Genomic DNA, 25,888 nt, shown 5'->3' on the forward strand with positions numbered 1-25,888 from the left:
CTTTAGATGGCATCAATGAGTTTATAATTTAGTGTGTATCTAGCTTTTTGAAACCTTTAACCAAGGTGTCCAATTCTTTTAGCTGTGCCAAGAAAGGCTCAAGCTGAGACATACGCAGTGCGCATGGCCCATCACACTTGGCTTTTTCTGGGTCTGGATGCGCTTCTAAGAATAGACCTGCTAAACCTGTTGCCATTCCCGCGCGAGCAAGTGTCGTGATTTGCGCACGACGACCGCCCGCAGAATCCGCACGACCACCCGGAGTTTGAAGCGCATGGGTCACATCAAAGAACACAGGGACATTCATTTCTTTCATGATGTCAAAGCCCAACATGTCTACAACCAAATTGTTGTAACCAAATGCCGAACCACGTTCACAAATAATGAGCTTGTCATTCCCAGCCTCTAAACACTTATGCAAAATATGGCGCATTTCATGCGGTGCAAGGAATTGTGCTTTTTTGATGTTAATGATGGCATCGGTTTTTGCCATCGCTTCAACCAAATCAGTCTGACGACTTAGGAAAGCAGGAAGTTGAATAATATCCGCAACTTCCGCTACAGGTGCAGCTTGGTAAGGTTCATGTACATCAGTAATAATGGGTACATTAAAATGTTTTTTAATGTCAGCTAACCACTCAATCCCTTTTTCTAGGCCCGGCCCTCGAAACGAGTTCAAGCTTGAACGGTTGGCCTTATCAAAACTGGCTTTAAATACGTAAGGAATCTCCAAACGCTTGCAGATATCGACATAAGTCTCTGCAATTTCAAAAGCCAAATCTTTAGACTCAAGTACGTTCATGCCGCCGAATAGTACAAATGGCAAGTGGTTTGCCATTTGTATATCGCCTAAACGTACAATTTCTTGTGGTTTTAATTGTGACATTTAAACTTCCTAGTTTATTGCTTAACCCAAATTACTTCGCTTTTTTGTACTGTGCTTTCGCAGCATCAATAAAACTAGCAAATAATGGGTGTCCATCACGTGGTGAACTTGTAAATTCCGGGTGGAATTGTACAGCAATAAACCAAGGATGTTGAGGAATTTCAACTGTTTCTACTAAGTGCTGTACAGGTGAATAGCCCGAAATTTTCATACCAGCTTCTTCAAGCGCTGGAATAAAACGGTTATTCATCTCATAACGGTGACGGTGACGTTCAATAATATCTGCTGAACCATACACTTCACGTGTTTTAGTGCCTTCAACCAATTCTGATTTTTGAGCACCCAAACGCATCGTACCACCAAGATCAGAGTCAACATTACGCTGTTGCACTTCACCACGTTCATCTAACCATTCAGTGATTAGACCAATCAATGGAGACTTCGTCGAACGGTTGAATTCAGTCGAACTCGCGTCACTAATACCCACGACATTACGTGCATATTCGATCACAGCCAACTGCATACCTAAACAAATACCCAAGAATGGAACACCGTTTTCACGTGCGAATTTAATCGCTTGCATTTTCCCTTCAGTACCACGTTCACCAAAACCGCCCGGTACCAAGATTGCATCCATATCTTTCAATACTTCATTGACATCTTGGTTTTCAAGTTCTTCAGCATTGACATAGTCAATTTGAACTTTAACGCGATTCTGAATGCCCGCATGTAAAAGTGCTTCATTTACAGACTTATACGCATCTGGAAGTTCAACATACTTACCAACCATTGCAACACGTACAGTGTATTCAGGGTTTAGTAGTGCTTCTACAACATTGTCCCAATCTGTTAAATCAGCTTCAGGCAAGTCATTGAAACCAAAACGTTCACAGATTAAGTCGTCAACATTTTGTTCATAGAATGTACGCGGAATTTGGTAAATGCTGCGCGCATCTTTACACACCACAACTGCACGTGCTTCAACGTTTGTGAACAAGGCAATTTTACGGGTCGTGTCTGCATCAACATCATATTCAGTACGACAAATTAAAATGTCAGGCTGAATACCAATAGATAACAATTCTTTTACCGAGTGCTGAGTTGGTTTAGTTTTCAACTCTGCCGCAGATTTGATATATGGAAGCAAAGTCAAGTGCATAAGCATTGTGCGCTTATGACCTAGTTCAACCATAAGTTGACGTACAGATTCCATGAATGGGAGAGATTCGATGTCACCTACTGTGCCGCCAATTTCAACAATCGCAACATCATAACCTTCGCCTGCGCGAAGTACACGTTCTTTGATGTTGTCTGTAATATGTGGAATAACTTGAACAGTTCCACCAAGGTAGTCACCACGGCGTTCTTTATTTAAAACGTCTTGGTATACGCGACCAGAAGTAAAGTTATTTAACTTGGTCATTTTCGCACGACGCAAGAAACGTTCGTAATAACCCAAGTCTAAATCGGTTTCTGCACCATCCTCTGTGACAAAAACTTCACCATGTTGGAACGGGCTCATAGTCCCTGGATCGACATTAATGTATGGATCCATTTTTACCATGGTTACTTTTAATCCACGGGCTTCTAAAAGCGCAGCAACTGAAGCAGCTGAAATACCTTTACCTAGTGATGAAACTACACCACCAGTCACGAAAATAAAATGGGTCATTGGGTTTCTCGTACAATCGAGCCTAATTCGGCCTGCAATGTTGCGCAATTTTACTTTACCTTGTACCAATAAAGCAAAGTCAATCCGCATCAATTCATAGAACAATAAACAATTGGATATTCTATCAGCATTTGGCAGATAAAATTAAGCTAAGTTCATAGGATTTTCATCTTGCATTTTGCTGTTATAATGGCACCATCCTTCAAACACTCGATTTTATGTAATTATGAATAAAAAACTTTTAATTTGTGGCGCCATTGCAGCAGGCTTACTATTAACAGCATGTGTAAAGAAAGAAGCGCCTAAAGAAGATGAACAAGAACAAGTTGAAGTCGTCACTACAGAGCAACAACAAACTGTTGAACTGCAACCTTTAGCAGCGTCTGAGCCGGAGATTCCAGCGCAAGTTGAAGTGATTCGCGAAGAAACGCCGAATACAACTACCGAAATCCGTCGTGAAACGCCAGCACCTGCTCCAGCAGCTCAGCCTGCACCTAAAGCAGAAGCACCAAAAGCTGAAGAAAAACCAACGCAAGCACGTCCAAGTAATACAAACCCAAATACACAAACTGAAGACGATGCCGTTGCAGCAGCAATTGCAGCAGCAACACCAGCTTTAGAAAACTAATCATCACTATTTAGATGATTAAAAAAAACCCGATTGATCTCGGGTTTTTTTATTGCTGGTTTATAAGTAGACTTTTAATTTTTCTGCAAGAAAGTCGATAAACAAGCGAATACGCTTTGGCACATAGTTTTGTTGATAGTAGACCGCATGTATTTTCTGCTCTTTGATCTGAATTTGATCTTCCAACAGAGCAATAAACCGCCCATCTTGAATATCTTGCTCGACCATAAAGCGTGACAAACAGGCAATCCCTGCCCCTTGCAATGCCAACTGACGAACCGTTTCACCATTTGAGCATTTAATTTTGGCCTGAATAGTTAAAGGCCCATCCTCTAACTGAATAGGCCACGTATTTAAATGTGCAGGCTGACTAAAACCAAGCAAAGTATGTGAGCTTAATTCTGCTGCATTTTTAGGTAGACCATGTTTTTGCGCATAAACAGGACTTGCCACAATATATAACCGGCTTTTACAAAGCAGCTTGGCATGTAAGCTTGAATCCGCCAACTCACCAAACCGAATCGCGACATCAGTTTTATGTTCAAGTAAGTCTATAACCTGATCGTGATTGGTAATTTCTATATCAATTTTTGGATAGTGCTGTATAAACTCTTCAATCAACGGCACTATCACATGCAGCACAAAAGGCGTTGCTGAATCAATCCGAATTAAACCAGACGCCTCAGCATCATTATTTTGCAGACTTTCTTCAGCTTCGGTCAGGTCGAGTAAAATTTTACGCGCCTTTACCAAAAACTGCTGCCCTTCATAGGTCAGCTTGAGCTTCCGTGTCGTTCGTTCCAGCAAAGTCACATTCAACTTTGACTCTAAACGTTGCAAGGCACGGCTGACACCCGATGTGGTTTGATCCAACTGCTGCGCAGCTTTGACGATAGAACCACTATCAACAATGCTCACAAAAGCCGTTAATTCTTCTATGGTTGATTTCATGTGTAATTATTGATTAATAGTCAATAATATTTTGCAAATTACCCAGTTTTTAAGCAAGTCTTTTTTCTACAAAATAGCCTCATTCCATGAAACAAGTTATCGAGTAAAAAATGAATATCGTTCCTCAATTCGGCCTAGGTACTTTCCGTTTAACAGGTGACACTGTCATTGAGTCTGTGAAAACTGCGCTAGAAGTCGGTTATCGTGCAGTCGATACTGCTCAAATCTATGGTAATGAAGCTGAAGTTGGTCAAGCCATTGAACTCAGTGGTATCAATCGTCAAGATCTTTTTCTCACCACAAAGATCTGGACGGAAAATTATTCAGTAGAAAAATTGATTCCAAGCTTAAAAGAAAGTTTGCATAAACTAAAAACCGATGCAGTAAATTTAACCTTGATCCACTGGCCTGCCCCAAGTACAGGTGTGAGCATTACAGAACTCATGCAGAACCTATTGGAGGCAAAACAACAAGGTTTGACTGAACACATTGGTATTTCTAACTTCAATATTGAGTTGACGCAACAGGCGATTGAGAGTATTGGGCTAGAAAACATCGCGACCAACCAAATCGAACTCAGTCCCTACCTACAAAACCATCAACTGGTTGATTTCCTCCAAGCTCAAAACATTGATGTCACTTCATATATGACACTAGCTTACGGTAAGGTTTTGAATGATCCTGTTTTAATGCACATCGCGCAGCAGCATCAGGTATCGACGGCACAAATTAGCTTGGCCTGGGCATTACAACGTGGTTTTGCAGTCATACCTTCTTCAACCAAACGTGAACACTTGATATCCAACTTAAAGGCGCAAGAGATTCAACTGTCGACTGAAGAAATGATGGCAATTACGCAATTAGACCGAAATCAACGTGAAGTTAATCCTGAGGGATTAGCACCGATTTGGGATTGAGCATCGCTATGAAAATTAATTTTCCACTTTTGGCGCTTGCGGTGGGTGCTTTTGCCATTGGAACCACCGAGTTTTCCCCCATGGGCTTTTTGCCTGAAATTGCCAACGATTTGTCCGTTTCAATTCCACAAGCCGGACTGCTGATTAGTGCCTATGCAGTAGGCGTCATGATTGGAGCTCCGCTCATGACCTTATGGCTGGCACGCTTTCCTAAGAAAACAGCTTTAATCCTATTGATGGCTATTTTCACGATTGGGAATGTGTTGGCAACCGTTGTACCTGATTATATGAGCTTAATGGGTGCACGTTTAATTACCAGTTTAAACCATGGTGCATTCTTTGGCTTAGGTTCGGTGGTGGCAGCCAGTGTTGTGCCTAAAGACAAACAAGCCAGTGCAGTCGCCATGATGTTTATGGGCCTCACCATTGCCAATATTGGCGGTGTGCCACTTGCAACGTGGCTCAGTCAAAATACCAGTTGGCGCATCGCCTTTGCTGCGATTTCAATCTTAGGCATTATGACCATGTTGGCACTATGGAAAGCGCTACCGCAAGATCACGATGTGGTTAAACCGAATGTAGCAGAAGAATTACGTGTTTTAACACGTGCGCCTGTCGTCCTTGCTTTATTAACCACGGTCATGAGCGCGGGCGCAATGTTTGCGTTATATACCTACATTGCTCCGAGCCTACATGTATTTATGCAGGCATCACCGCAAACCATCACCTTGATGTTGGTTTTAATCGGGATCGGTTTCTCCATTGGTAATCATTTGGGTGGAAAGTTTGCCGATCTATCCCTAGAGAAAACCCTGATAGGCTTCCTTGTACTTTTAATGGTGATGATGCTTGTTTTCCCAGTATTAGCGCAAACAACTATTGGTGCAGCGATTGGCTTGGTGATTTGGGGTGCGGCAGCATTTGCGGTAGTACCGCCACTACAAATGCGCGTCATGTCAGTCGCAGCAGATGCGCCTGGGTTCGCCTCTTCGGTTAACATTGGCGCGTTTAACTTAGGCAATGCCTTAGGTGCCTTTGCAGGTGCAACGGTACTGAGTATGCAACTCAGCTATGCAGCAGTTTCATATGCAGGTGCCGCACTCAGCTTTATGGCCTTGATCTTGGTCTTACTACAAATGAAGTTCGGTCTTAGCAAGAAAGCCTGTGAAGCCGTTTAAGCCTTTACACTGCTGAACCAATCAAAAAAGACCTACACTGCTGTAGGTCTTTTTTTTAGTGTTTTTTGATGTTCCAGTTTCAAAAAGTCCGCAATCAGCTTGGTTGCCCAAGACTCGGTATTGAGTACCCCTTCATAGAAGCCACAATGGCTGCCTTTTTTGGTGGTCACTACCGCAATATTCGGCATTTGACGGATCATGTCTTTATACGGTTCAAAATTTTTAATATGACAGACGGGATCATCCTCTGCATTTAAAATCAGCAATGGAATGGTGACATTTTCAAATACATAGATTGGGTTTGTGGCTTGTTTATAACTGTCATAGTCCACATAACCCGCCATTTCATAATAACTCGACTCAAACTCAGCCAAGGTTTTAGTCATTAAAACTTGCGAGACAGACGCCGTTTCTTGCCAAGTTTGCTGATAAGGAAAAATAAATTTCTTAAACAGTTTCTTGGTCATGACCTTACTGTAAAAGGGATGCACATTTACAAAACCCAACTCCGTGTTATAACCCGGACACAGGGCAAAGGCCGCATTAAAAGGGGTTTGACTCCCTTCTTCGCCCAAATAACGCACCAAAAGCCCGGTTCCCGCAGAAGAGCCAACCGCATACAACGTTGAACTTGGAAATGTGCTTTGAATAAAGGCAATTTGCTCACGTAAATCATCGGTTGAACCGAAAAGATTCATTTTGGGTACAGGCATTGGAAGGTCTGCATGTCCACGGCGTAAGCACAGTGCAATGCGCCAACCCGTATAGCGATTTAAGTCACGCACCACCTCACGCATACTTTCAGGAGAGCCCGTAATCGTATGCATAACCACAACCGTTGGCGTCACTTCAGGCAAGTCATAACCGAACCACATAATGCCAGTGACCCCACCGTCTTGCATCTCTAATTGATCAAAATGATCGTATTCCAATTGAATCCGACGCTTTTGAATCACATCAAAATATAAAAGATGGGCATGCGTGTTGGATAACCACGGTGTTGGTCTGTACTTTTCCTGAAGCTGTGTAAGCGCCCCAACAGTCTCTTGAATTTGCCCTTGCGGGTTAACATAGAGCTTCGGTTTTTCCGCACCAGTCACTCGATCCCACGCCGTTTGGCTTAATTGGTTTAGCAAACTGAACACAGCATTCATATCAGTAACTTCTTTTTCCTATCTTTCTTGGTGATGCATCAATTTTCATGCCTAACTATAAATAACAAGTCACACGTTTATCATCCAGCTTGAGGTGCAAAAGCTGCCATTCGCTGTCCCATTTGTACAGCTAAAGCCTCTAGCCCAGATTTAGGACGGATCATCACTTCAAAATCTACAATTTGACCTTGCTCATTAAAACGAATCATGTCAATCCCTTTGAGCTTTTTTTCGCCGACATTGGCAGAAAACTCAAGGACGACACTTAAACCATCTTCTGTAAAAAATTCACGGTGGTAAGTAAAGTTTTCAAAGACCTGAATCACATTACTTAAAATAAAAAAAACCACTTGCTTACCCGGATAAGGATTAAACGCCACCGGTGAACGGAACACGACATCTTCTGCTAAAAGCTCATTTAAGATGCTCATATCACGAGTCGTGACCATATCATGCCAGCGTACCAATGCTTGTTTTGTTGTTGCTAAACTCATTCTTATGTCCTTATGAAAGTGAATCTACTCAAATCTGCAATAAAGGCACCTTCTCTTACACCACATACGTTTCATAGAAAAGGCAACACGAGGGAAAAGATAAGATTTTGGAAAATGTCTCTCCCAAACCCTCTCCGTATAGGAGAGGGAGCTTTATTACAAATTTTAAGCGGATAAATGATTGTTATCGATTAAATGGTCGCAGCCAATTCCGCACCTTGACGAATCGCACGCTTCGCATCTAACTCACCTGCTTCTTTCGCACCACCAATCAAATGCACATTTTTACCATCGGCTTTTAACTGATCATACATTGCAGTATAAGACTCTTGTCCTGCACAGATAATCACGTGATCTACCTCTAAAACGGTTGGCTGATCATTCACTGTAATGTGGAGACCTTGATCATCAATTTTGTCGTAGCTTGCACCTGCAATCATTTTTACATCGCGATGTTTTAGCCCTGTACGGTGAATCCAACCCGTGGTTTTACCTAAGCTTGCACCGACTGCCTTCGCTTTACGCTGTAGAAGGTAAATTTCACGATCCGATTGCTCCAAGACTGGCTGTTTTAAGCCACCGACATGTGCATAGCTGGTGTCGATTCCCCACTCATCATAGAATTTTTGTGGGTTTAAACTACCGCTTTCACCTTCATGGCTTAAGTATTCTGCTGTATCGAAACCAATACCACCCGCACCAATAATCGCGACTTTTTTACCTACAGGCTTACGCTCACGTAGAACTTCGATATAACTCAACACTTTCGGGTGATCAATCCCTTCAATAGTCAGCTCACGTGGAGTAACGCCTGTTGCAACCACAATGTCATCATAGCTTTCAGCACTCAGTTCTTCATAAGTTGCGGTATGATTCAGCACCAATTTGATATTCGGTTGTAATTCAATTTTACGTTTGAAATAACGCAGTGTTTCGTAAAACTCTTCTTTACCAGGAATAGTCTTCGCAATATTAAACTGACCACCAATCTGACTTGCTGTATCAAAAACAGTCACTTGATGTCCACGGTCAGCGGCATAAGTCGCAAAACTCAAACCTGCAGGCCCAGCACCAATCACCGCAATATTTTTCTTAGCCGCACTTTCTTTAAAAATCAGTTCAGTTTCATAGCATGCACGCGGGTTGACTAAACACGTCGCAATTTGCATGGAGAAAATTTGATCTAAACAGGCTTGGTTACAACCAATACAAGTATTGATTTCATCACTACGGCCTTGTTCTGCTTTGAGTACAAACTCCGCGTCTGCAAGCATTGGGCGTGCCATCGACACCATATCTGCATCACCCTGAGCCAAAACATGTTCAGCCATTTCAGGGGTATTAATACGGTTAGACGTCACCAAAGGAATTTGAACCGAACCTTTTAGCTTCTTGGTCACCCACGTAAATGCCGCGCGTGGCACTTTGGTTGCAATCGTTGGAATACGTGCTTCATGCCAACCAATACCTGTGTTGATAATGGTTGCACCTGCCTTTTCAATTTCTTTGGCAAGCTGAATCACTTCTTCTAAAGTCGAACCACCTTCAACCAAATCCAGCATTGAAAGACGATAAATAATAATAAAGTTTTCCCCCACTTCTGCACGAGTGCGTTTTACGATTTCAATCGGGAAACGAATACGGTTTTCATAACTTCCACCCCATTCATCATCACGATGGTTGGTACGTGCTGCGATGAATTCATTGATTAAGTAGCCTTCTGAACCCATGATTTCAACGCCATCATAGCCAGCGATTTGCGACAATTTTGCACAATTGGCAAAATCAGCAATAGTCTGATTCACTTCAGCAGAAGTAAGAGCATGGGGTTTTACAGGGTTAATCGGTGCTTGAATTGCAGAAGGTGCAACGTTTTCAGCCTGATAAGAATAACGACCTGTATGTAAAATCTGTAATGCGATTTTACCGCCCGCATCATGTACGGCTTGTGTGATGACTTTATGCTTTTCCGCTTCTTCTAAAGTATCTAACTTAGAACCACCGTGAAAAGTCACACCATGATCATTCGGTGAAATACCACCTGTTACGATTAGCCCTACACCGCCAGCGGCACGCTCTGCATAAAATGCCGCCATGCGATCATAACCACCTTCAACTTCTTCAAGTCCAACGTGCATAGATCCCATTAATACGCGGTTTTTTAATGTGGTAAAGCCTAAATCTAAAGGCGCAAGTAAATGCGGATAATTAGACATGTGTACTCCTTGGCGTGCTTTCGCTGGCTGGTATTTTAAATACAAGGTTAGATCAAATTATTTAATGCAACAAGTTGCATAATGTTTATCTTTATAATCGAGATTTGTTTTTTATGCAACATGTTGCATAATGACTCTACGTCCATTTTATTTGCGAAATATTACCGAAATGTCATTAGCTCATGTTTTATTGACCAGTTTGATTGAAAAACCAAGCACAGGTATTGAGTTAGCGCGTCGTTTTGACCGTTCAATGGGCTTCTTTTGGAATGCAACACATCAACAGATATATAGAGAACTCAGCGCTATGCAGAGCAAAGGCTGGATTTCAACAGTAGAAGATGATGGTGCTACCTCGCGTAAAAAAACCTATCAAGCAGAACAGCTTGGACGTACAGAACTTGCGGACTGGTTAGTAAAGCAAAGCCCACCTGCCCAGCTCCGTGAAGAACTGATGGTGAGACTGCGTGTTGAGGCTCAGCTTGGTGGCAATACAGTTTTGCCTGAACTGGAACGACATCTCATCCTACACAAAGAAAAATTGCAGATCTACCAAAGTATTTTTGCCAAAGACTTTGGTCATGCTGAAGAAAATGATCGTACCCTATACATTCATAAAATGATTTTACAACTTGGAATTAATTTAGAATGTGGTTGGATTGAGTGGCTAGAGACCATGATTCCAGCGCTTAAAAACTTCGAAAAATAATAAGCCACGCAAAGGATGGACCATGCCACATTATTTAATGCCAGATGGCGAAAAACTCTATGTTCGAGAATTTGGACAAGGCACACCTGTACTGGTTTTATCTGGCTTAGGGATGCAAAGTTGGCAATGGCTGCCTTTTTTATATCAACACCGTAAAAAGTACCGCTTTTACATTCCTGACTGGCGGGGTTTTGGTGGTTCAGCACAGTGCAAAATTCCCACACTGGATGCAATTTCCAGCCACTGGCAAGATTTAAACTGCTTTCTAAATCAATATGCTGATACAGCATTCCATGTGATTGCCTACTCTATGGGCGCCACGACAGCCATGCATGGTATACAATATGGTCGCTTTCAAGACCATATCAGTAGCTATTTACACATTGACCAAACTCCCAAGATTAGCGTAGATGCAGACTGGCCACATGGTTTATTTGCTGAAAAGCATGCTGACTTCAAAGTCATCCTACAAAACATTGCAGACCTATTGGCTCAAAATGCGCAGTATCGTTTGGTTTCAGACTTAACAGCGTCTACGCGCACAGAACTGGTTAAGCAATGGTTGGCTTTTATTCAACTACAAGCCACACCATCTCGAACTGCGGCCTTATTTCAAAAAGCATTTCAACAGCCACACTTGCAAAAATTCATGCTCCCAATCCAGCGTTTAGACTATATGGCTTGGTATATTCAAAATTATCTTGATCATCAAGAAGACTATCGCAGTGCGCTCAGTCAGATTGACCGACCGGCTACATTTTTTATTGGTGAAGACTCAAAATTTTATCCTGCTCAAGGACAAAAGCTGATTGCCTCAAGTGTGCCTCATGCAAGAATGGTGATCTTTAAAAAATCTGGGCATACGCCTTTATTGAGTGAACCGCTCAAATTTTCCCAAGAAATTACACATTTCCTCAAGACTACAGACGTTTAAATGTGTGTCGCACTATCAACCAAATAATGAATATTTTTATAACAACTGAAGATAAATACACTCAATCATTCCATTGTAATGACAAAAAACAGATCAACCCGATAAAAAATCAATGCTTAGGAACTCTGTACACGACAAATTTCACAGAACCCTTATCCTATCAGGGTTCTGCCTTCTTAAAATTGCCAAAATTTCCTTAAACTCTTCTTTTTTCCCAAAACCAATTAAACGCTGAATCGCCATTTGAACATAGTCTAAACCATAGCGAAATAAACTCATTGAGAGTCGTCCATGCTTCTTTATTTTTATCACTTTTTTTTGATCATGTTGCCATTCACCCGTTAAGTAACACCAACAGAAGCTTATAGCTAACACCGCAATCAATTTTTTCACTCGTCTAGGGTCTGTCAAGCGCGTATTTTCAAGATTAAACCCGCGTCCTTTGAGACAACTGAATAAGGTTTCAATTTCCCAGCGTAATGCATAATCCTGAATAGCATTGGCATTAAACTGAGGAGAAACGACGAGTAAAAGCTCTCCATTTTCTAACTGTAGTGCACTTATATATAGTTTCACCCGACCAACCAAAATCCGTCGTTTACGACATTCAATTTGACCAACTTTAAGATGGCGAAATAAATCACTAATTTTATGATTCTTTCCTAAATGATTGGTGACAATGAAGTTTTTTTAACACGAATGCAGAAGTTGATGTCTTGTTCAATTAACCATGTAAACCACTGCTCACCGATAAACTCTCTGTCTGCGAACACATTCACAATACGGTCTTTACCAAAAATGGCTATAAAGCGTTGAATCAAAGCAATGCGCTCTTTCGTATCTGAATTTCCACGTTTATTAAGCAATGTCCAAAGGATAGGTATCGCTATTCCACGATAAACGATTGCGAGCATCAGGATATTAATATTTCGTTTTCCCCATTTCCAATTGGTTCTATCTAAAGTCAGTTGCACTTGGTCGAATGAAAACATATTGAAAATCAACTGAGAAATTTGACGATAATCAAAATACTGACCTGCAAAGAAGCGCTGCATACGTCGATAAAATGATTGTGGTAAGCACTTGATGGGCAAGGCTTTAGATGCAGAAGAAAGATTACATGTTTGCTTTAAAATAATCACAAGCATGATGAGCGCAAAGCACTTTAAATGTGACTTGTTCCATTTTAGAGATTTGTTTAAGATAAGATATAACTCATTGAGATGTGTCATAGTATTCGTCGTTAGAAAACAATTATTATGACATTATTTCAATGAGTTATCTATTTTTGTCGTGTACAGAGGCTTAGGAATTAAAAAAGGCATCTCTAAGAGATGCCTTTTTCTTATGCTGCATAGGTCTGCTTGAGATAAGCAACAATATCTGCCGATTCAAACAAAGCCGTTTCAGTGTTTGGATCAACCAAATATGGCACTTGAATATCACGCCCCATCACCTGCATGACTTGCTCACGCTTTCCACCTGCCAAAGGTACATATTTGCCCGGCTTTAAACGCAGTACTGCTGGGCCTTGATCTTGCCAACGTTCTTTAGGCACATTATGAAACTTAAAAGGCAGCTCCAACTCGGTAAGTAAACCACGGACAATCCGAGTATAAGGACTGGCTTCAAATCCCCAAAGTTGTAACAGCTGTTCTGGCGCTACGCGATCTTTAATACTCTTATTGACCCACACTCCACTCGCACCATTTACCAATGTCCCGACATAAGCAACATAAGGTGTTTTAGGATAATGTGCATACTTTTTCGGTGTTTTACCACTGCGGCCATACTGTTCAAACAAGTAGTGAATAATATCTTCAGACTCGTATAGCTTAGTGTCTGTATTTTCATCGAGTAAAAAAGGAAATTGGGTTTTCCCACCCAACTGTTTCACCAAAGGACGATATTTAGTTCCACCCTTAGGACATGGATACACTTCATAATCCAAGTTCAACAAAGTCAGTACTTCACGCACACGACGACAATATGGCGAGCCTTCAAACTCATAGAGCTTCAAAGGTTGTTCAGGTTGTTTAGGATGCGGCGTTCCAGTTACACCACGCCCACCTTGTGCAAGCCCCGAAAAAAGAGCCTGAATCACTTTAATTTGATGCTTCACCATATTACACGTCCATATCTTTTGTTTATGTTGTTATGAGTCTGGTTGGTGCTTATTCATCGACCAGTTTTTCTTTTGCAATGACAATACCGTTATTATCCGCATAGAGATAATGACCTGATTGAATGGTGACACCACCAAAATGCAGGCTGATATCAACTTCTCCTACACCCTTACGATTACTTTTTTGTGGAATGGCGGCTAAAGCATGCACCCCTAAATCCAGTTCAGCAATGGCATCTACATCACGGACACAGCCATAAATCACCACACCATTCCAGTGATTTTTGACTGCTGACTCTGCAATTAAGTCTCCCATCAAGGCACAGCGCATCGAAGCGCCACCATCCACAACCAATACTTTACCCGTACCATCTGTTGCTAACAGCTCTTTCACCCGAGAGTTATCTTCAAAGCATTTAACCGTCACCACCTGACCACCAAAGGTTTTACGTGCACCATAGCTCCTAAAGAACTTACCATCCATCGATGGGCTGACCACTTGTAAATCAAGTTCAGGATGATCATCCAATAAATCGCATGTCACAAATGCTGTCGTCACCACACTTCCCCTCATTTTGTCTTTTGTATGCGTAAATTATCATATGTTTCAAATTTCTCGGTCTGCGTTTGGGCAGCCTCGACCATAGTATGAGCCACTTGTTCTGCTGTCACTGGCTTATATTTAAAATGCTTTGGTATAAAATGCGATAGTTTGGTATAAGCCTTTTGGAAAATATCTTCCAACATGCGACCTTCATTACGCTGTCCGATCAGTAAGGATGGCTGCAGAATACTAACCTTATATAAATCGAGTCCTCGAATAGTCTCTTCAAGCTCACCTTTGACGCGATTATAGAAAATTTTTGAATTGGCTTGCGCCCCCAAGGCACTGATCAACACATAATGGGTTTTGATCAAAACAAACAATTCAGCAAAATGTGCATTCACCACATAGTCGATGGCATAAAACTGCTCTTTTGAGCCAGCTTTCTTTAAAGTCGTCCCCAAACAACTAAAAGCATGACTATAGCCCTGAACATCTTCATGGTTGAGTAATAAAAAATCATCCAGCTCCAGTTGCTGAACTTTGTCATACTGATCGAGCTGCACATTATGCTTTCTGACCACAGCCAATATTTTGCTACAACTTTGCAGTTGTTGTAATTGTTGAATCAGGTTTAAGCCCACCAAACCCGTTGCTCCAATCACAATGGCTTGTTCTATATTTTGTGTCATTTTTATACAAACTCCCATGCAGATGGCTAATCTTACCTTTTCTTTAAAATTTTTATGTATCTTAAATATAGTCAAAGCATGTCAAGACTTGACTTCACTGCGTATATTAATCAAAATATGCCACTTGTTTACGGGCTGGTGATTGTTCTTCTGATGTGGTTTTCAGTTTGAATTTCAGCCCGCCCAGACCAATCTATTTCAAGGAGTGCACGAGTGGCAAACTCTGCTCAAGCTAAAAAACGTGCTCGTCAAAACGTTAAAGCACGCAAACACAACGCAAGCTTACGTTCTATGGTTCGTACTTACATCAAACGTACAGTAGCTGCTATCGCTGCTGGTGATTACGCAGTTGCTTCTGAAGCATACAAAACTGCTGTACCAGTAATCGACCGTATGGCTGATAAAGGCATCATCCATAAAAACAAAGCTGCTCGTCATAAGAGCCGTTTAAATGCACAAGTTAAAGCTTTAGCTAACTAATTTATGCATTAAAAAAAGCCCTTTTTAAAGGGCTTTTTTTGTATCTATTTTTTGAACTTTCACTGTTTCGCACAACTTTTCCAGCACATCAGTTACTTAACAATACAGCTTAAAACCCAAATAGAATCCATCAGCCCTCTCTAGCATCCACAAGAACATCTACTTACAAAAAAAGCCCCCCCCTTTAGGGCAATGCTGTTCACTTAAGAGGAGCAGCATTTCGATCTACTGGATAACGGGTTTTTGACATCTTAACCGTTCGGGGTGTTGTTGCCCTCGAACGCCTTTCCAGAAACAGGCTACCTATCCCTGATCTCAGCTCCGATAGCCGCCTGCCAGTTCTTGATAATGGGTTGGCATTCGCCATCACGATCAGCTGAACGGCTATGTACTGGCATACAGGCTTGAAACGGATATCCGAAGGTGAACGCCCAAAGGCTACCGCTGCAAATGCCGCTTCTCGCCGGATAATATTGTAGGTCAGCAATAGACCCCACAGCTCTTGATAAACCAGCTCTACTGTCTTGCTGCGAAGCGTGATGGCATTATGCTGCATCGAGCTTTTGATATCCCGAAAACCTAATTCGATTTCCCAGCGTTCTTGATAGAGTCTAGCGATATCCTTTGCAGGATACTGATCGGCCGGCAGCGAGGTCAGAACCGTCTTTATTCGTCCCTTATCCACAGCATAACTGACTTGCCTGACTTCCCAGTATTCGGGGAGCATCGGGTTGTTCTTTCTTGCTTGGGGTGATACTTTCATCCGTACCCGCACGTCATCTTCTGCATACGTCTCGATCACCTCACTTTTCAGATTTTTGCGTTCCGGAATCAACCAGTGACGACCTTGACCCTGCATCGAGAGTGAAAGCAATAAGTCCGCACTCCAAAAACCCTTGTCAAACAAGGTGATCGAATGATCGGGAATCTGGCTGAGAAACTTCGACGCCAGAGGAATCTCCCCCCGGCGATAGGGACTGATCTGCGCATCGACTAATATATGCGAGCGCACATTCATCAGTGCGACGAGCCGTAGCATCGGAAATGGCGTCTGGCGCTGCGTGGAAGTATTCCCTGAGCCAAAATGCTCACGAAGATCATTTGTATCTTGGGTTCGCAAGAGTGCACCGTCGACAGCAAAGACCTGAAGCCCCTGCCATTGATCATCTGGGTAACGCTCATGTCCCCAGTGCTGACCTGTCTGGCGAAACAGCCACTCCACAGGATCTGCACCCAAACGCTTACGTGCTTCAGTTACCCCGCTGCGTGCCAACAGGTCAAGAGAGGCCAGTCCTTGAGCGCAAATATTTAGTCTTCTTGCCACTTCATGGACAGGCTCATCACGAAAAATCGCCATTCCGAGAACCAGCCAGAGAACCTGATCTGCGGGCAAGCGTCGCCTGCGGATAGTAGCCGAACTGCTCAATTTAAGTGCAGATTCAACCCACTCAATGGGGATATTATGAGTAAATGTATTCAGATCCGAGAAGTTAAACAGACTGTTGAGGTCGAGAAGATCCTGCTGAAACACCATAAAAAATCCAATGCCAAACCCGACATCGGATTCTCTAACAAACTCCGCCACGCTTCAATTGCTTAAGTGAACAGCATTGCCCCCCTTTAGGGAGCTCTTTTCATTTCATGTTAACCATTTGGCAGATGAGCAGTGGTTTAATTCAAAGATTGAATTTTCAGGTTTTTCACTAAAATACCCATGTTTTTTGAGGTTGCCCCAGCCAAAATCAAGCTTGTATTTTGGTTCAGCATTGTCCATCGTTGATTATTATTTCCAGAGGGCTTTGTTGCACAAACATTCAAAAGCTAAACTTCTTCCAAGTTATCTAAATTTAAGTGGCAACTTGGGTGTGAGGTCGGCCTAAATCTGTAAATTTATTTAATACGGCCACACGTGCATGAATCTCATTGACTTGGCTTTGAAAGTTTCTCGCACGGAGTTTATCGCCTAATAATTTGATGCAATGCATCTTGGTTTCTATCAGACTTCTGCGATGATAGCCTGACCAATTTTTCCATATTGTTCTTCCTAAACGTTTAACTGTTCGAAGTAATTCATTTCGCTCTAGCGAGCTGGTCTTTGTATCTTTCCAAGGTTTGGCATTTTTTCTTGGCGGAATCACCGCATGTGCTTGTCGGTCTGCAATTACTTGACGGCATTGCTTGGTGTCATAAGCCCCATCAGTATAGACAGAGTCAATCTGCTCATCTTGTGGAATCTGATCGAGTAAATCACCAAGCACTTGTGAATCACTCACATTATTTGTAGTGAGTTGAATAGCGCGTATTTCAAGGGTTTCAGCATCTATACCAATATGAAGTTTACGCCATTGGCGACGATATTCAGGTTGGTGTTTCTTACGCTTCCATTCACCTTCGCCTAGAAACTTTAAGCCAGTAGAATCGACGAGTAGCTGGAGACCATTACTGCTTTTTTGATAGTTAATTGCAATATCAATATGCTTTTGTCTTCTGCAAATGGTGGAATAATCTGGCGCTGTCCAATCTAAACCACAAAGCTTAATGAGGCTTTTCACAAAGCCAGTGACCATACGTAAAGAGAGTCGAAATAAGGATTTGATCATTAAACAGCATTGGATGGCTGTATCTGAATAAGTTTGATTTCGACCATGTTTACCTTTGGGTTGAGCGTACCATTGCGTCTTGGGATCAAACCAAATTGAGAGATTTCCTCGATTTATTAATGCACTGTTATAAGAAGACCAATTGGTTGTACGATAGATTTTAGGTGTGGGCTTATTCATTTGAGAATTATATTGTGGAATAAGCCTTTAGAGATAGGTTTGTGCAACAAAGCCAATCCAAAATGACTAAAATCCCATAAATAAATTATGGTATTCTGTTTTCTTATAATGAAACCACATAGAATGTTCTACTGGGGAATAGCATGATTAATAAATTTCTTCCAACACTTGAAAAATTTCAACCGACAGAACAACAATATATTGAGTATTTTCATACCAAAGGTGAAAAAGACATACTCGCCAAAGTCATCTCAAATATGCGCGGAACCGCAGAAATTCAGGCTTCTCAGGGCGTTGACGCGTGGTTAGGCTATGGCGTCTATTTACCTGCAATTGAACGTATTTTTGCACTGCATCAAGGAGAAACGGAAGCTGAGTTTTATGACCGCACTCAATATCCAGCCGATGTTGTCAATGCTTATACCCTTTCGAATCATGAGATTGCCACGCTCATTGCTGCAGATAAATACAATCGTATTCATCAGCACAGCGTAGCGGTGAATACCTCATTATGGCCTTTAAATGATGAAGGCCTAAGTATCGACTTGCTCGATTTTCCCAATCGACTCAAAGCAAAAATTTAAACTGATGCGATATAGCATTTAATAAGGTTGACGAATGATCGATCTATAAATCTCGTATATTCTTTTTCTCATTCAAACGACCGCTTAAATGAATCAACGAGATTTATAGTTGAATTAATTTTTGTTTTTAAACAAAGCACTTACAGATTTTGAAATTCATGAATATTCAGTTCATTCATTTCTCCGCGCCAAATCCATTTCAATTTGGATTCCAAAAACACATCCCCCTCAAACCACACAAAAAGACCTTCCATCATTTTCGGCCAGTCTTCTTTGGTCACAATCGTGCGCCCTGAAATAACCGCCAAAATCGCAGCTAAAATCGTGTCATGACTGACCGCAAGGCTCAAACCATAAGGGTTGTTCGGATGCGTGTTATATATAAGCTCCAATACATCTACGACGCCATGAATCGGATGCTTCATACCGGGTAAGGCATTATTCACAAAGCTATTAATAAATCCTAGAGCACCTTGACGCTGAAAATAAGGGCCGGCTTGCTTAATATCCAAAACAAAACTGCCTGGCTCAACCAATAAACCTTGTTCGATAATTTCAATACGGTGGGTATTCGGCTCAAGGGTTTGCCCATCTGCCCCTTGAATCATTAGTGCAGCGGTATCAATACAACGTTGAATTGGGCTAGAAATACAGTGTTGTATCACTCGATCCGTATTATCGATCAGATAGGAACCCCATGCCTGTGCCAAATCGCGCCCTTGATGCGTCAACTGTAAATCATAGCCTGCAAGCCCCTGACCCGTAACAACTTCACGAATGGAATGACGTGTAAACAACGTCACTGGCGTTTTTGCATCTGGCAATAAATCGATTGCCTTCAACATACTAGGCGGGAGTAACTCTAAGGCCATAATCACTAGCAACTCAATAATTCAAAAAACACTATAGCACGCTCAGTTTTTAGCTCAAGCCGACGAAGGCATTAGTTCAAGTGCTTGTAATGCCAGTTTTTTCATATCGTTATTTCGATATGCAATAAAACCGCCATTCAATAAACTCAATCTTTGATTATATACAAATGGTCGTCCCTGAAAATCAACCAAACCTCCACCGATCCGCTCCAATAAACACTGTCCAGCACTGGTATCCCACTCACTCGTTGGGTGAAAGCGCGGGTAAATATCGACCCGGTCTTCCAACACCATGCAGAACTTATATGCACTCCCTGCACGATACTCTTGAATAGGTGTAAGTTTTTCTAACTGCTCTAAATACACTTGGTACTGCGGTTTACTCTGACTACTTTGACTTAAGCCGACTTGAACAGCACTGTTGTTTTCAACTAGAACATATTCAGACCATACGTCTTTTTCCATATTGTATTTTAACGGCTGACCGTGTAGTGGACAGAAGTAAACTTGCTGTTCACAAGGAATAGCCAACACCGCAAAAGTTGTATGCGCACCCTCGATAAGACTGAGATTGATAGTGAATTCTGGACGTTGATGCAAAAATTCTTTCGTACCATCTAAGGGATCAAGCATCCAAAAAGACTGCCACTGCTGTCTATGCACATGCTGCCCTTCTTCAGAAAGAACAGGCAAATGAGGAAAGGCTTTGTTTAAAGCATCGGTAATAAATTGATTGACACGATAGTCAGCTTGCGTGACAGGTGAATGATCGGATTTTCGTTCAACTGTAAAATCACCACCTGCAACATAAGCTTGATACTCCTCTCGCAAAATCTCGCACGCTTGAGTCACAATCGGTACAAGTTGCAATATCAGTGCATCTTGAGGTGCAGTTGTGGGCTTAAACATGAGACCGCCTTTTTATTCATTAAGTTATAGATCGAGAAGTTCATCTATTGGGATAGCAGCATTCTCATCGCCTTGTATTCAACGGTATGCTGTCACCTCAAAGTGAGAACACGTGAACACTTTTTTCAACACTGCCTTAAAAATATTATACGCCTAAGACACTCAGGAAATATCACTCAATTCCAATTCTTCTTTTGACTTTGGGTTGAGTAGTCCAATCAACCTGACTTTACCTTTACCCACACCTTAAATATTGAGACCAGAGAAAGTCACAAGCTGACCGTTTCTAATTTGTACTTACTCTTAATTTCTTTTCAGCTTTATACATCCAAGTGATTACTTTAGGAAAAATCATCGCGCAAAAAAATCCCACGCATGGGAGCGTGGGATATAAAACAAGAAAAGCTACAGCGCTTTAATTTCGAGTATAGTATAAACCTGTATTTCAAATACATCAATTAAAAAAATGCGGTATCCCTGCAGTTTTTTTAAATTACTTTACAGCGACTCATTTTTATCTGAACACTTCACTTCTAATTGATACTCATCCTGCGTCACTTTGATCTTAATCTTTTGATACTTTCTTTTATTCGGATCCATAGCCGAACTAGCGACTTCATGCAAAAACTTTCGGTCATTCATAAGCTCGCTATATGCTTTATAACCAATCAAAATCTTTTCAGGCTTTTTATTTTTGGAAATTAATTCTTTTAGAATATCGTCTAGTTCATTTGCAGTAACAATTGACATATCGAAGCAACTCAAAATAAAAAAGATTATCCATGAATAATATGATCAAAAGATGTCAGAAATCATCTTTCTCACTATTTTCATTTCAATAGAAAAATAAAAGCCCGATCAGTATAAAAACAAATCGGGCTTTTAGTCTGCAATCACTCAGACCAGAAAGTTATTATAATAAAAAACCTGTTTACCTCTCTCCAAATAAACAGGTTTAACTGCACAAACATCATCTAATCATTATATTTTCATTTCTTTATGCCATACACTCTACAGCTCAAATATTTCAAAGAAATGAAACCTTAGTTTTTTTACACAATTGAATATTTAATCATCATTACGTAAAAAAGTTAGCTCATATTCATCATGCGTAATTTTAATCTTGGTATTACGATAAGTCCGCTTATTTGGATCTAAAGATGAACTCATTACATTTTCTGCAAATTTTTTATTCGACATAAATTTTGCATAAAGCATATAACCAATACGGATTTTTTTAATGGCCTTTTTCTTACCTTTTGCTTCATATTTATCTAAGGTTTCATCTAAAAAATCTAAATTTAATTCACTCATCTATTCCTCTCTATTTTATTCTCATTCGCCACATCTTTTTTAACCGATTCTTGTTTAAATAACCAGCAAAACCACTTTATTTTTTATTTTTGTCAGAAAACTGACTTTTATTGCGCTGGGCTGGATACAACGAGTCTTTCTCCGTCAGCTGAAGTGGTTTAAATTTAGCTTCAAACATAAAAACTACCCTTAGGTGGTTTTAATGGTATCGATATAAAATGAACATTTGATGAAATAGATTAGATAGACATGTGAGCCGAATAGTTAAGCAGTACTGAAAAGCTGACAAAACCAATGATGCTGTCCGTTGTAATCCATGGCTGATTTAGGTCAGCAGCAACAGTGGAGGCTTTCGATAATAATGACAGCTCTAAGTGTTCTCATCGGATGTTTACAAAAACTCTTCCTTCTCCATAAGGTGAATCATTTCTTATGCTGAAGTTCAATATTGTTGTGGATCAATGTGCGATTAACACATCTTATATGCTCTTACTTAAAAAATTGAGATCCCATATTCTTCAATTTTTGACAATGGGCTATGCAAATCCGTCATCTTATGCATCTATACGCTATAATTACGTCATATTTGCATAAAGCAAAACTGCTAAATCAGTTGCTAACTGTTTTCTATAGCCATTGCTGAACTTTGAAATATTGGAGATTTTTTGAGTGGAAAAGCCAATTATCATTTTTGATATGGACGGTACATTACTGGATCTTGCCTATGATGATTTTATTTGGAATCATCAGCTTCCTATCCGTTATGCTGAACAACACCAGTGCTCTTTAGAACAAAGTACTCAGGCCCTGTTTCAGTTTTATCAAACCCATAATCATACACTCAATTGGTATTCTACGCGCTTTTGGACAGCTAAAGTTGGCGTAGATACGCTCGCTTTGCAGCAGGAATTTAAGCATAAAGTTAGCCTACGTGAAGGCTGTCTTGAACTTCTCGACTATTTAAAAAGTAACGGCTACCCTTGCTGGCTTGCCACTAATGCGGACTGTGAGGGACTCAAGTTCAAACTCGAACACACGAAACTGGCCTCATATTTCGATGTCATTATTAGCAGCGAAACCCTCGGTCATGCCAAAGAGTTTACTGAGTTTTGGCAACATCTCCATGAACGCCATCCTTTTGCAGCCACACAGTGTTACTTTATCGATGACACTGAAAAAGTATTAAAAGGTGCTGAAAGTTATGGTATTCAAAACCTATTTACCATTGCTCAACCCTCATCACTAGGTCAAAGCAAGACATCCAGCCCTTATCCGATCTTAAATCAGCTCACCGATTTAATTCCTTATTTAGAGCAAGCTGAGGTCACGGCCAAATATGCGTAAATCCACTTTAGCGGAAGATGCTGTCGGCATGCGCATTGACAAATGGTTATGGGCAGCACGTTTTTTTAAAACGCGCTCCATTGCCAAAAATGCAATTGAGGGGGGCAAAGTTCACCACAATGGCGAACGTGTCAAAGTGTCGAGAGAAGTTCGGGTTGGAATGGAACTCACCATACAACAAGGTATTGACAAGAAAACCGTAGTGATCAAAGAACTCTCTGACGTGCGTGGCCCCGCTCCTGTTGCACAAAAATTATATGAAGAAACTGAAGTCAGTATTACACGACGGGAATTGATTGCAAGCCAAAGAAAGTTGCATAATCTAGCTCGACCTGATCATCGTCCAAGTAAAAAAGACCGACGCGATATCAGTAAGTTTAGACAAGAAAATGATCAACAATTTGACCAATATTGGTCTTATAATGATGATGAATGACATGCGTCATATTGTGTCGCACACGATCTGACTTTTATAGAAGATACAGACTAAATCTGTCACTATACTGAGCATATTCAGTAAATATCCGTGACATCGTTTTGAGGTTGTAAGATGGATGATAATAAAAGCAAGGCGCTCAATGCTGCGCTAAGCCAAATTGAAAAGCAGTTTGGTAAAAACACAGTAATGCGTCTTGGCGATAACACCGTACAAGCTGTTGAAGCGGTATCAACGGGTTCTTTGACACTTGATATTGCTCTAGGCATTGGCGGCTTACCAAAAGGTCGTATCGTTGAGATTTATGGTCCTGAATCTTCAGGTAAAACAACCATGACTTTACAAGCGATTGCCGAATGTCAAAAAGCAGGTGGTACATGTGCATTTATTGATGCAGAACACGCTTTAGACCCACAGTATGCGCGTAAACTTGGCGTAGATATTGACAATCTACTGGTTTCTCAGCCTGACCATGGTGAGCAAGCACTTGAAATTGCAGACATGCTGGTTCGCTCTGGTGCCATTGACCTCATCGTTGTCGACTCTGTTGCAGCATTGACACCACGTGCAGAAATTGAAGGTGAAATGGGCGACTCACACATGGGCCTCCAAGCACGTTTAATGAGCCAAGCATTACGTAAAATTACAGGTAATGCAAAACGTTCAAACTGTATGGTAATTTTCATTAACCAAATTCGTATGAAAATTGGTGTAATGTTTGGTAGCCCTGAAACCACGACTGGTGGTAATGCGTTGAAATTCTATGCATCTGTGCGTTTAGACATTCGTCGCGTAGGTCAGGTCAAAGAAGGCGATGAAATCGTTGGTTCTGAAACCAAAGTGAAAGTTGTCAAAAACAAAATGGCACCTCCATTCCGCGAAGCGCTCTTCCAAATTTTATATGGTAAAGGCGTCAACCACTTGGGCGAACTCGTAGACTTAGCTGTTCAACAAGAAATCGTACAAAAAGCAGGTGCTTGGTATTCATACCAAGGTGATAAAATTGGTCAAGGTAAAAATAATGTGATCCGTCACCTTGAAGAAAACCCTCAGTTGGCTGAAACCATTGAGAAAATCATTCGAGAAAAACTACTGACGACTGCAAACGCTGCGCCTGTAGAAGAGAATGAAGAAGAGCCAGACTTTTTAGATGCTTAATTAAAAGTATCGAAAAAGATTAAATGTTATTACACGACATTTAGGCTTACACGAAGAAACGCCCTACGGGGCGTTTTGTTTATTCAGATCTATTTCATAGCCGATTATGCCTAATTCAAAATTTCCCAAACTCCTTGACTATGATGCTCTCAAACAACAATTTGGTGAGGAAGAATCCCCCGCTACTCAATACGGCCACACGCAGGTAACACAAGAAACTGCTGCTGCTTTAGATTTTGATGAAGAGAATCAACCCAAACCCACAGGTTTAACAGGTTCTCGTCTACGTTCTTATGCCTTTGCTGTATTAACACGTAAGGAATATTCAAAAGCAGAATTGATTGAAAAACTGGCTACATGGGCGATGCACCGAGAAGAAGTGATTACACTGGTTGAAGAGCTTTCAGCACAAAACTACCAAAGTGATCAACGCGTAGCTGAGATCACTTTATCGAGCCAAAAGCGCAAAGGCAAAGGCCCTAATCGCATTAAAATGGCGCTTAAAACTAAAAAGATTGACACTGGTTTAATTTTAGAAGAACTAAAAGAAACAGATTGGGTCGAACAAGCCTATCAACTCAAAGTTAGAAAGTATGGAACTGAGGTCGCAACAGATCCAAAACTAAAAGCCAAGCAAATCCGTTTTTTAATGTATCGTGGCTTTGAAATGGATGCGATTATGAAAGCGATTAATCGCAGGGTTGATGACTAATCACCATTCGCTCTTGACCAAACTATACCCAAATCACCTTTATAAATATTGATCTTATATTCACACCCAACATTAACTACATGTAATCGTTAATGAATTATAAAATCATAGCACTCTTAAATAAATATAAATCAAACCAGATTCAGAAAAGCTTAAATATATACAAGACGTGTAAGATAAAAAATAATGTAATAATTTC

27 protein-coding genes are annotated in these 25,888 nt (G+C 41.0%); 11 read left to right on the forward strand and 16 right to left on the reverse strand.

The features are described from left to right. Positions 1-28: 28 nt before the first annotated feature. Both kdsA and pyrG read right to left on the reverse strand, forming a co-directional pair. Entirely contained in the window at positions 29-886 is an 858-nt protein-coding gene (kdsA, locus tag AC4CUX_RS18055; RefSeq protein WP_005401052.1) for a 3-deoxy-8-phosphooctulonate synthase, read from the reverse strand. Positions 887-917: 31 nt separating this feature from the next. Continuing rightward, positions 918-2,558 (reverse strand): CTP synthase, encoded by a 1,641-nt coding sequence (pyrG, locus tag AC4CUX_RS18060; protein WP_490792592.1) that lies wholly within the window; start codon positions 2,556-2,558, stop codon positions 918-920. 226 nt (positions 2,559-2,784) lie between these two features. On the opposite strand from pyrG, the gene AC4CUX_RS18065 reads away from it, so the two are divergent. Further along, a complete protein-coding gene (locus AC4CUX_RS18065) occupies positions 2,785-3,186 on the forward strand; it encodes a hypothetical protein (RefSeq protein WP_004696625.1) in 402 nt (133 codons plus the stop codon). Between the two features lie 60 nt (positions 3,187-3,246). Here AC4CUX_RS18065 and AC4CUX_RS18070 read toward each other — a convergent pair whose 3' ends face one another. Then, the gene (locus AC4CUX_RS18070; RefSeq protein ID WP_490792593.1) at positions 3,247-4,137 is read right to left on the reverse strand and encodes a LysR substrate-binding domain-containing protein; all 891 of its coding nucleotides are present in this window, start codon (positions 4,135-4,137) and stop codon (positions 3,247-3,249) included. A 110-nt stretch (positions 4,138-4,247) separates the two neighbouring features. Between AC4CUX_RS18070 and dkgB the strand changes: the two genes are divergently transcribed. Both dkgB and AC4CUX_RS18080 read left to right on the forward strand, forming a co-directional pair. Next, positions 4,248-5,054, forward strand: coding sequence for a 2,5-didehydrogluconate reductase DkgB (gene dkgB / locus AC4CUX_RS18075; protein ID WP_490792594.1), 807 nt, complete (start codon positions 4,248-4,250; stop codon positions 5,052-5,054). A gap of 8 nt (positions 5,055-5,062) precedes the next feature. Further along, a complete protein-coding gene (locus tag AC4CUX_RS18080; RefSeq protein WP_490792595.1) occupies positions 5,063-6,232 on the forward strand; it encodes an MFS transporter in 1,170 nt (389 codons plus the stop codon). Positions 6,233-6,264: 32 nt separating this feature from the next. Here AC4CUX_RS18080 and AC4CUX_RS18085 read toward each other — a convergent pair whose 3' ends face one another. From AC4CUX_RS18085 to AC4CUX_RS18095, 3 genes are all read right to left on the reverse strand, one after another. After that, the gene (locus AC4CUX_RS18085) at positions 6,265-7,386 is read right to left on the reverse strand and encodes a YheT family hydrolase (protein WP_490792596.1); all 1,122 of its coding nucleotides are present in this window, start codon (positions 7,384-7,386) and stop codon (positions 6,265-6,267) included. Positions 7,387-7,466: 80 nt separating this feature from the next. Then, complete coding sequence (locus AC4CUX_RS18090; RefSeq protein ID WP_004981883.1) at positions 7,467-7,880, reverse strand: nuclear transport factor 2 family protein; 414 nt, start codon at positions 7,878-7,880, stop codon at positions 7,467-7,469. A 191-nt stretch (positions 7,881-8,071) separates the two neighbouring features. Next, entirely contained in the window at positions 8,072-10,096 is a 2,025-nt protein-coding gene (locus tag AC4CUX_RS18095; RefSeq protein WP_490792597.1) for an NADPH-dependent 2,4-dienoyl-CoA reductase, read from the reverse strand. Positions 10,097-10,265: 169 nt separating this feature from the next. Between AC4CUX_RS18095 and AC4CUX_RS18100 the strand changes: the two genes are divergently transcribed. Further along, positions 10,266-10,805: a PadR family transcriptional regulator gene (locus tag AC4CUX_RS18100; RefSeq protein ID WP_039890479.1), complete on the forward strand. Its 540-nt coding sequence runs from the start codon at positions 10,266-10,268 to the stop codon at positions 10,803-10,805. A gap of 22 nt (positions 10,806-10,827) precedes the next feature. After that, a complete protein-coding gene (locus AC4CUX_RS18105) occupies positions 10,828-11,739 on the forward strand; it encodes an alpha/beta fold hydrolase (RefSeq protein WP_490792598.1) in 912 nt (303 codons plus the stop codon). Positions 11,740-11,880: 141 nt separating this feature from the next. Here AC4CUX_RS18105 and AC4CUX_RS18110 read toward each other — a convergent pair. The 4 genes from AC4CUX_RS18110 to AC4CUX_RS18125 form a co-directional block, all read right to left on the reverse strand. Continuing rightward, a protein-coding gene (locus tag AC4CUX_RS18110; RefSeq protein ID WP_155118754.1) for an IS4-like element ISAba1 family transposase occupies positions 11,881-12,971 on the reverse strand; the annotation gives its coding sequence in 2 pieces (ribosomal slippage) (positions 11,881-12,431 and positions 12,431-12,971; 1,092 coding nt in all). A 113-nt stretch (positions 12,972-13,084) separates the two neighbouring features. After that, on the reverse strand, positions 13,085-13,864 hold the full coding sequence (locus tag AC4CUX_RS18115) for a glutathione S-transferase N-terminal domain-containing protein (protein WP_287166143.1): 780 nt from the start codon (positions 13,862-13,864) through the stop codon (positions 13,085-13,087). 49 nt (positions 13,865-13,913) lie between these two features. Next, positions 13,914-14,426, reverse strand: a complete 513-nt coding sequence (gene rraA / locus AC4CUX_RS18120; RefSeq protein ID WP_125281733.1) for a ribonuclease E activity regulator RraA — start codon at positions 14,424-14,426, stop codon at positions 13,914-13,916. Between the two features lie 8 nt (positions 14,427-14,434). After that, the gene (locus AC4CUX_RS18125) at positions 14,435-15,100 is read right to left on the reverse strand and encodes a Rossmann-fold NAD(P)-binding domain-containing protein (RefSeq protein ID WP_490792599.1); all 666 of its coding nucleotides are present in this window, start codon (positions 15,098-15,100) and stop codon (positions 14,435-14,437) included. Between the two features lie 213 nt (positions 15,101-15,313). On the opposite strand from AC4CUX_RS18125, the gene rpsT reads away from it, so the two are divergent. Next, complete coding sequence (gene rpsT / locus AC4CUX_RS18130) at positions 15,314-15,580, forward strand: 30S ribosomal protein S20 (RefSeq protein WP_004696602.1); 267 nt, start codon at positions 15,314-15,316, stop codon at positions 15,578-15,580. 199 nt (positions 15,581-15,779) lie between these two features. Here rpsT and AC4CUX_RS18135 read toward each other — a convergent pair whose 3' ends face one another. Together AC4CUX_RS18135 and AC4CUX_RS18140 are read right to left on the reverse strand one after the other, a co-directional pair. Beyond that, positions 15,780-17,114 (reverse strand): IS4 family transposase, encoded by a 1,335-nt coding sequence (locus tag AC4CUX_RS18135; protein ID WP_201953753.1) that lies wholly within the window; start codon positions 17,112-17,114, stop codon positions 15,780-15,782. A 313-nt stretch (positions 17,115-17,427) separates the two neighbouring features. Beyond that, positions 17,428-18,360: an IS5-like element ISAha1 family transposase gene (locus AC4CUX_RS18140; RefSeq protein WP_490792600.1), complete on the reverse strand. Its 933-nt coding sequence runs from the start codon at positions 18,358-18,360 to the stop codon at positions 17,428-17,430. Between the two features lie 143 nt (positions 18,361-18,503). On the opposite strand from AC4CUX_RS18140, the gene AC4CUX_RS18145 reads away from it, so the two are divergent. Continuing rightward, positions 18,504-18,944: a hypothetical protein gene (locus AC4CUX_RS18145; protein WP_010326978.1), complete on the forward strand. Its 441-nt coding sequence runs from the start codon at positions 18,504-18,506 to the stop codon at positions 18,942-18,944. Positions 18,945-19,084: 140 nt separating this feature from the next. Here the strand turns inward: AC4CUX_RS18145 and AC4CUX_RS18150 are convergent, their stop codons facing one another. From AC4CUX_RS18150 to AC4CUX_RS18165, 4 genes are all read right to left on the reverse strand, one after another. Beyond that, positions 19,085-19,816, reverse strand: a complete 732-nt coding sequence (locus AC4CUX_RS18150) for a histidine phosphatase family protein (protein WP_078388778.1) — start codon at positions 19,814-19,816, stop codon at positions 19,085-19,087. Between the two features lie 54 nt (positions 19,817-19,870). After that, complete coding sequence (locus AC4CUX_RS18155; protein ID WP_490792601.1) at positions 19,871-20,725, reverse strand: 3'(2'),5'-bisphosphate nucleotidase CysQ family protein; 855 nt, start codon at positions 20,723-20,725, stop codon at positions 19,871-19,873. A gap of 498 nt (positions 20,726-21,223) precedes the next feature. Next, positions 21,224-21,475, reverse strand: coding sequence for a hypothetical protein (locus AC4CUX_RS18160; RefSeq protein WP_005401037.1), 252 nt, complete (start codon positions 21,473-21,475; stop codon positions 21,224-21,226). Between the two features lie 318 nt (positions 21,476-21,793). Beyond that, positions 21,794-22,039, reverse strand: coding sequence for a hypothetical protein (locus AC4CUX_RS18165; protein ID WP_004696593.1), 246 nt, complete (start codon positions 22,037-22,039; stop codon positions 21,794-21,796). Between the two features lie 669 nt (positions 22,040-22,708). Here AC4CUX_RS18165 and AC4CUX_RS18170 point away from each other — a divergent pair. The 4 genes from AC4CUX_RS18170 (at position 22,709) to AC4CUX_RS18185 (ending at position 25,689) form a co-directional block, all read left to right on the forward strand. Continuing rightward, positions 22,709-23,383, forward strand: coding sequence for an HAD-IA family hydrolase (locus tag AC4CUX_RS18170; protein ID WP_004981908.1), 675 nt, complete (start codon positions 22,709-22,711; stop codon positions 23,381-23,383). Continuing rightward, positions 23,376-23,819: an RNA-binding S4 domain-containing protein gene (locus AC4CUX_RS18175; protein ID WP_004696588.1), complete on the forward strand. Its 444-nt coding sequence runs from the start codon at positions 23,376-23,378 to the stop codon at positions 23,817-23,819. The genes AC4CUX_RS18170 and AC4CUX_RS18175 overlap by 8 nt, the downstream gene beginning before the upstream one ends. 114 nt (positions 23,820-23,933) lie before the next feature. Then, a complete protein-coding gene (gene recA, locus AC4CUX_RS18180; protein ID WP_005401034.1) occupies positions 23,934-24,977 on the forward strand; it encodes a recombinase RecA in 1,044 nt (347 codons plus the stop codon). Positions 24,978-25,083: 106 nt separating this feature from the next. Next, a complete protein-coding gene (locus tag AC4CUX_RS18185; protein ID WP_490792602.1) occupies positions 25,084-25,689 on the forward strand; it encodes a regulatory protein RecX in 606 nt (201 codons plus the stop codon). Positions 25,690-25,888 lie beyond the last annotated feature (199 nt).

The organism is Acinetobacter sp. 231_lipA (assembly GCF_058243005.1).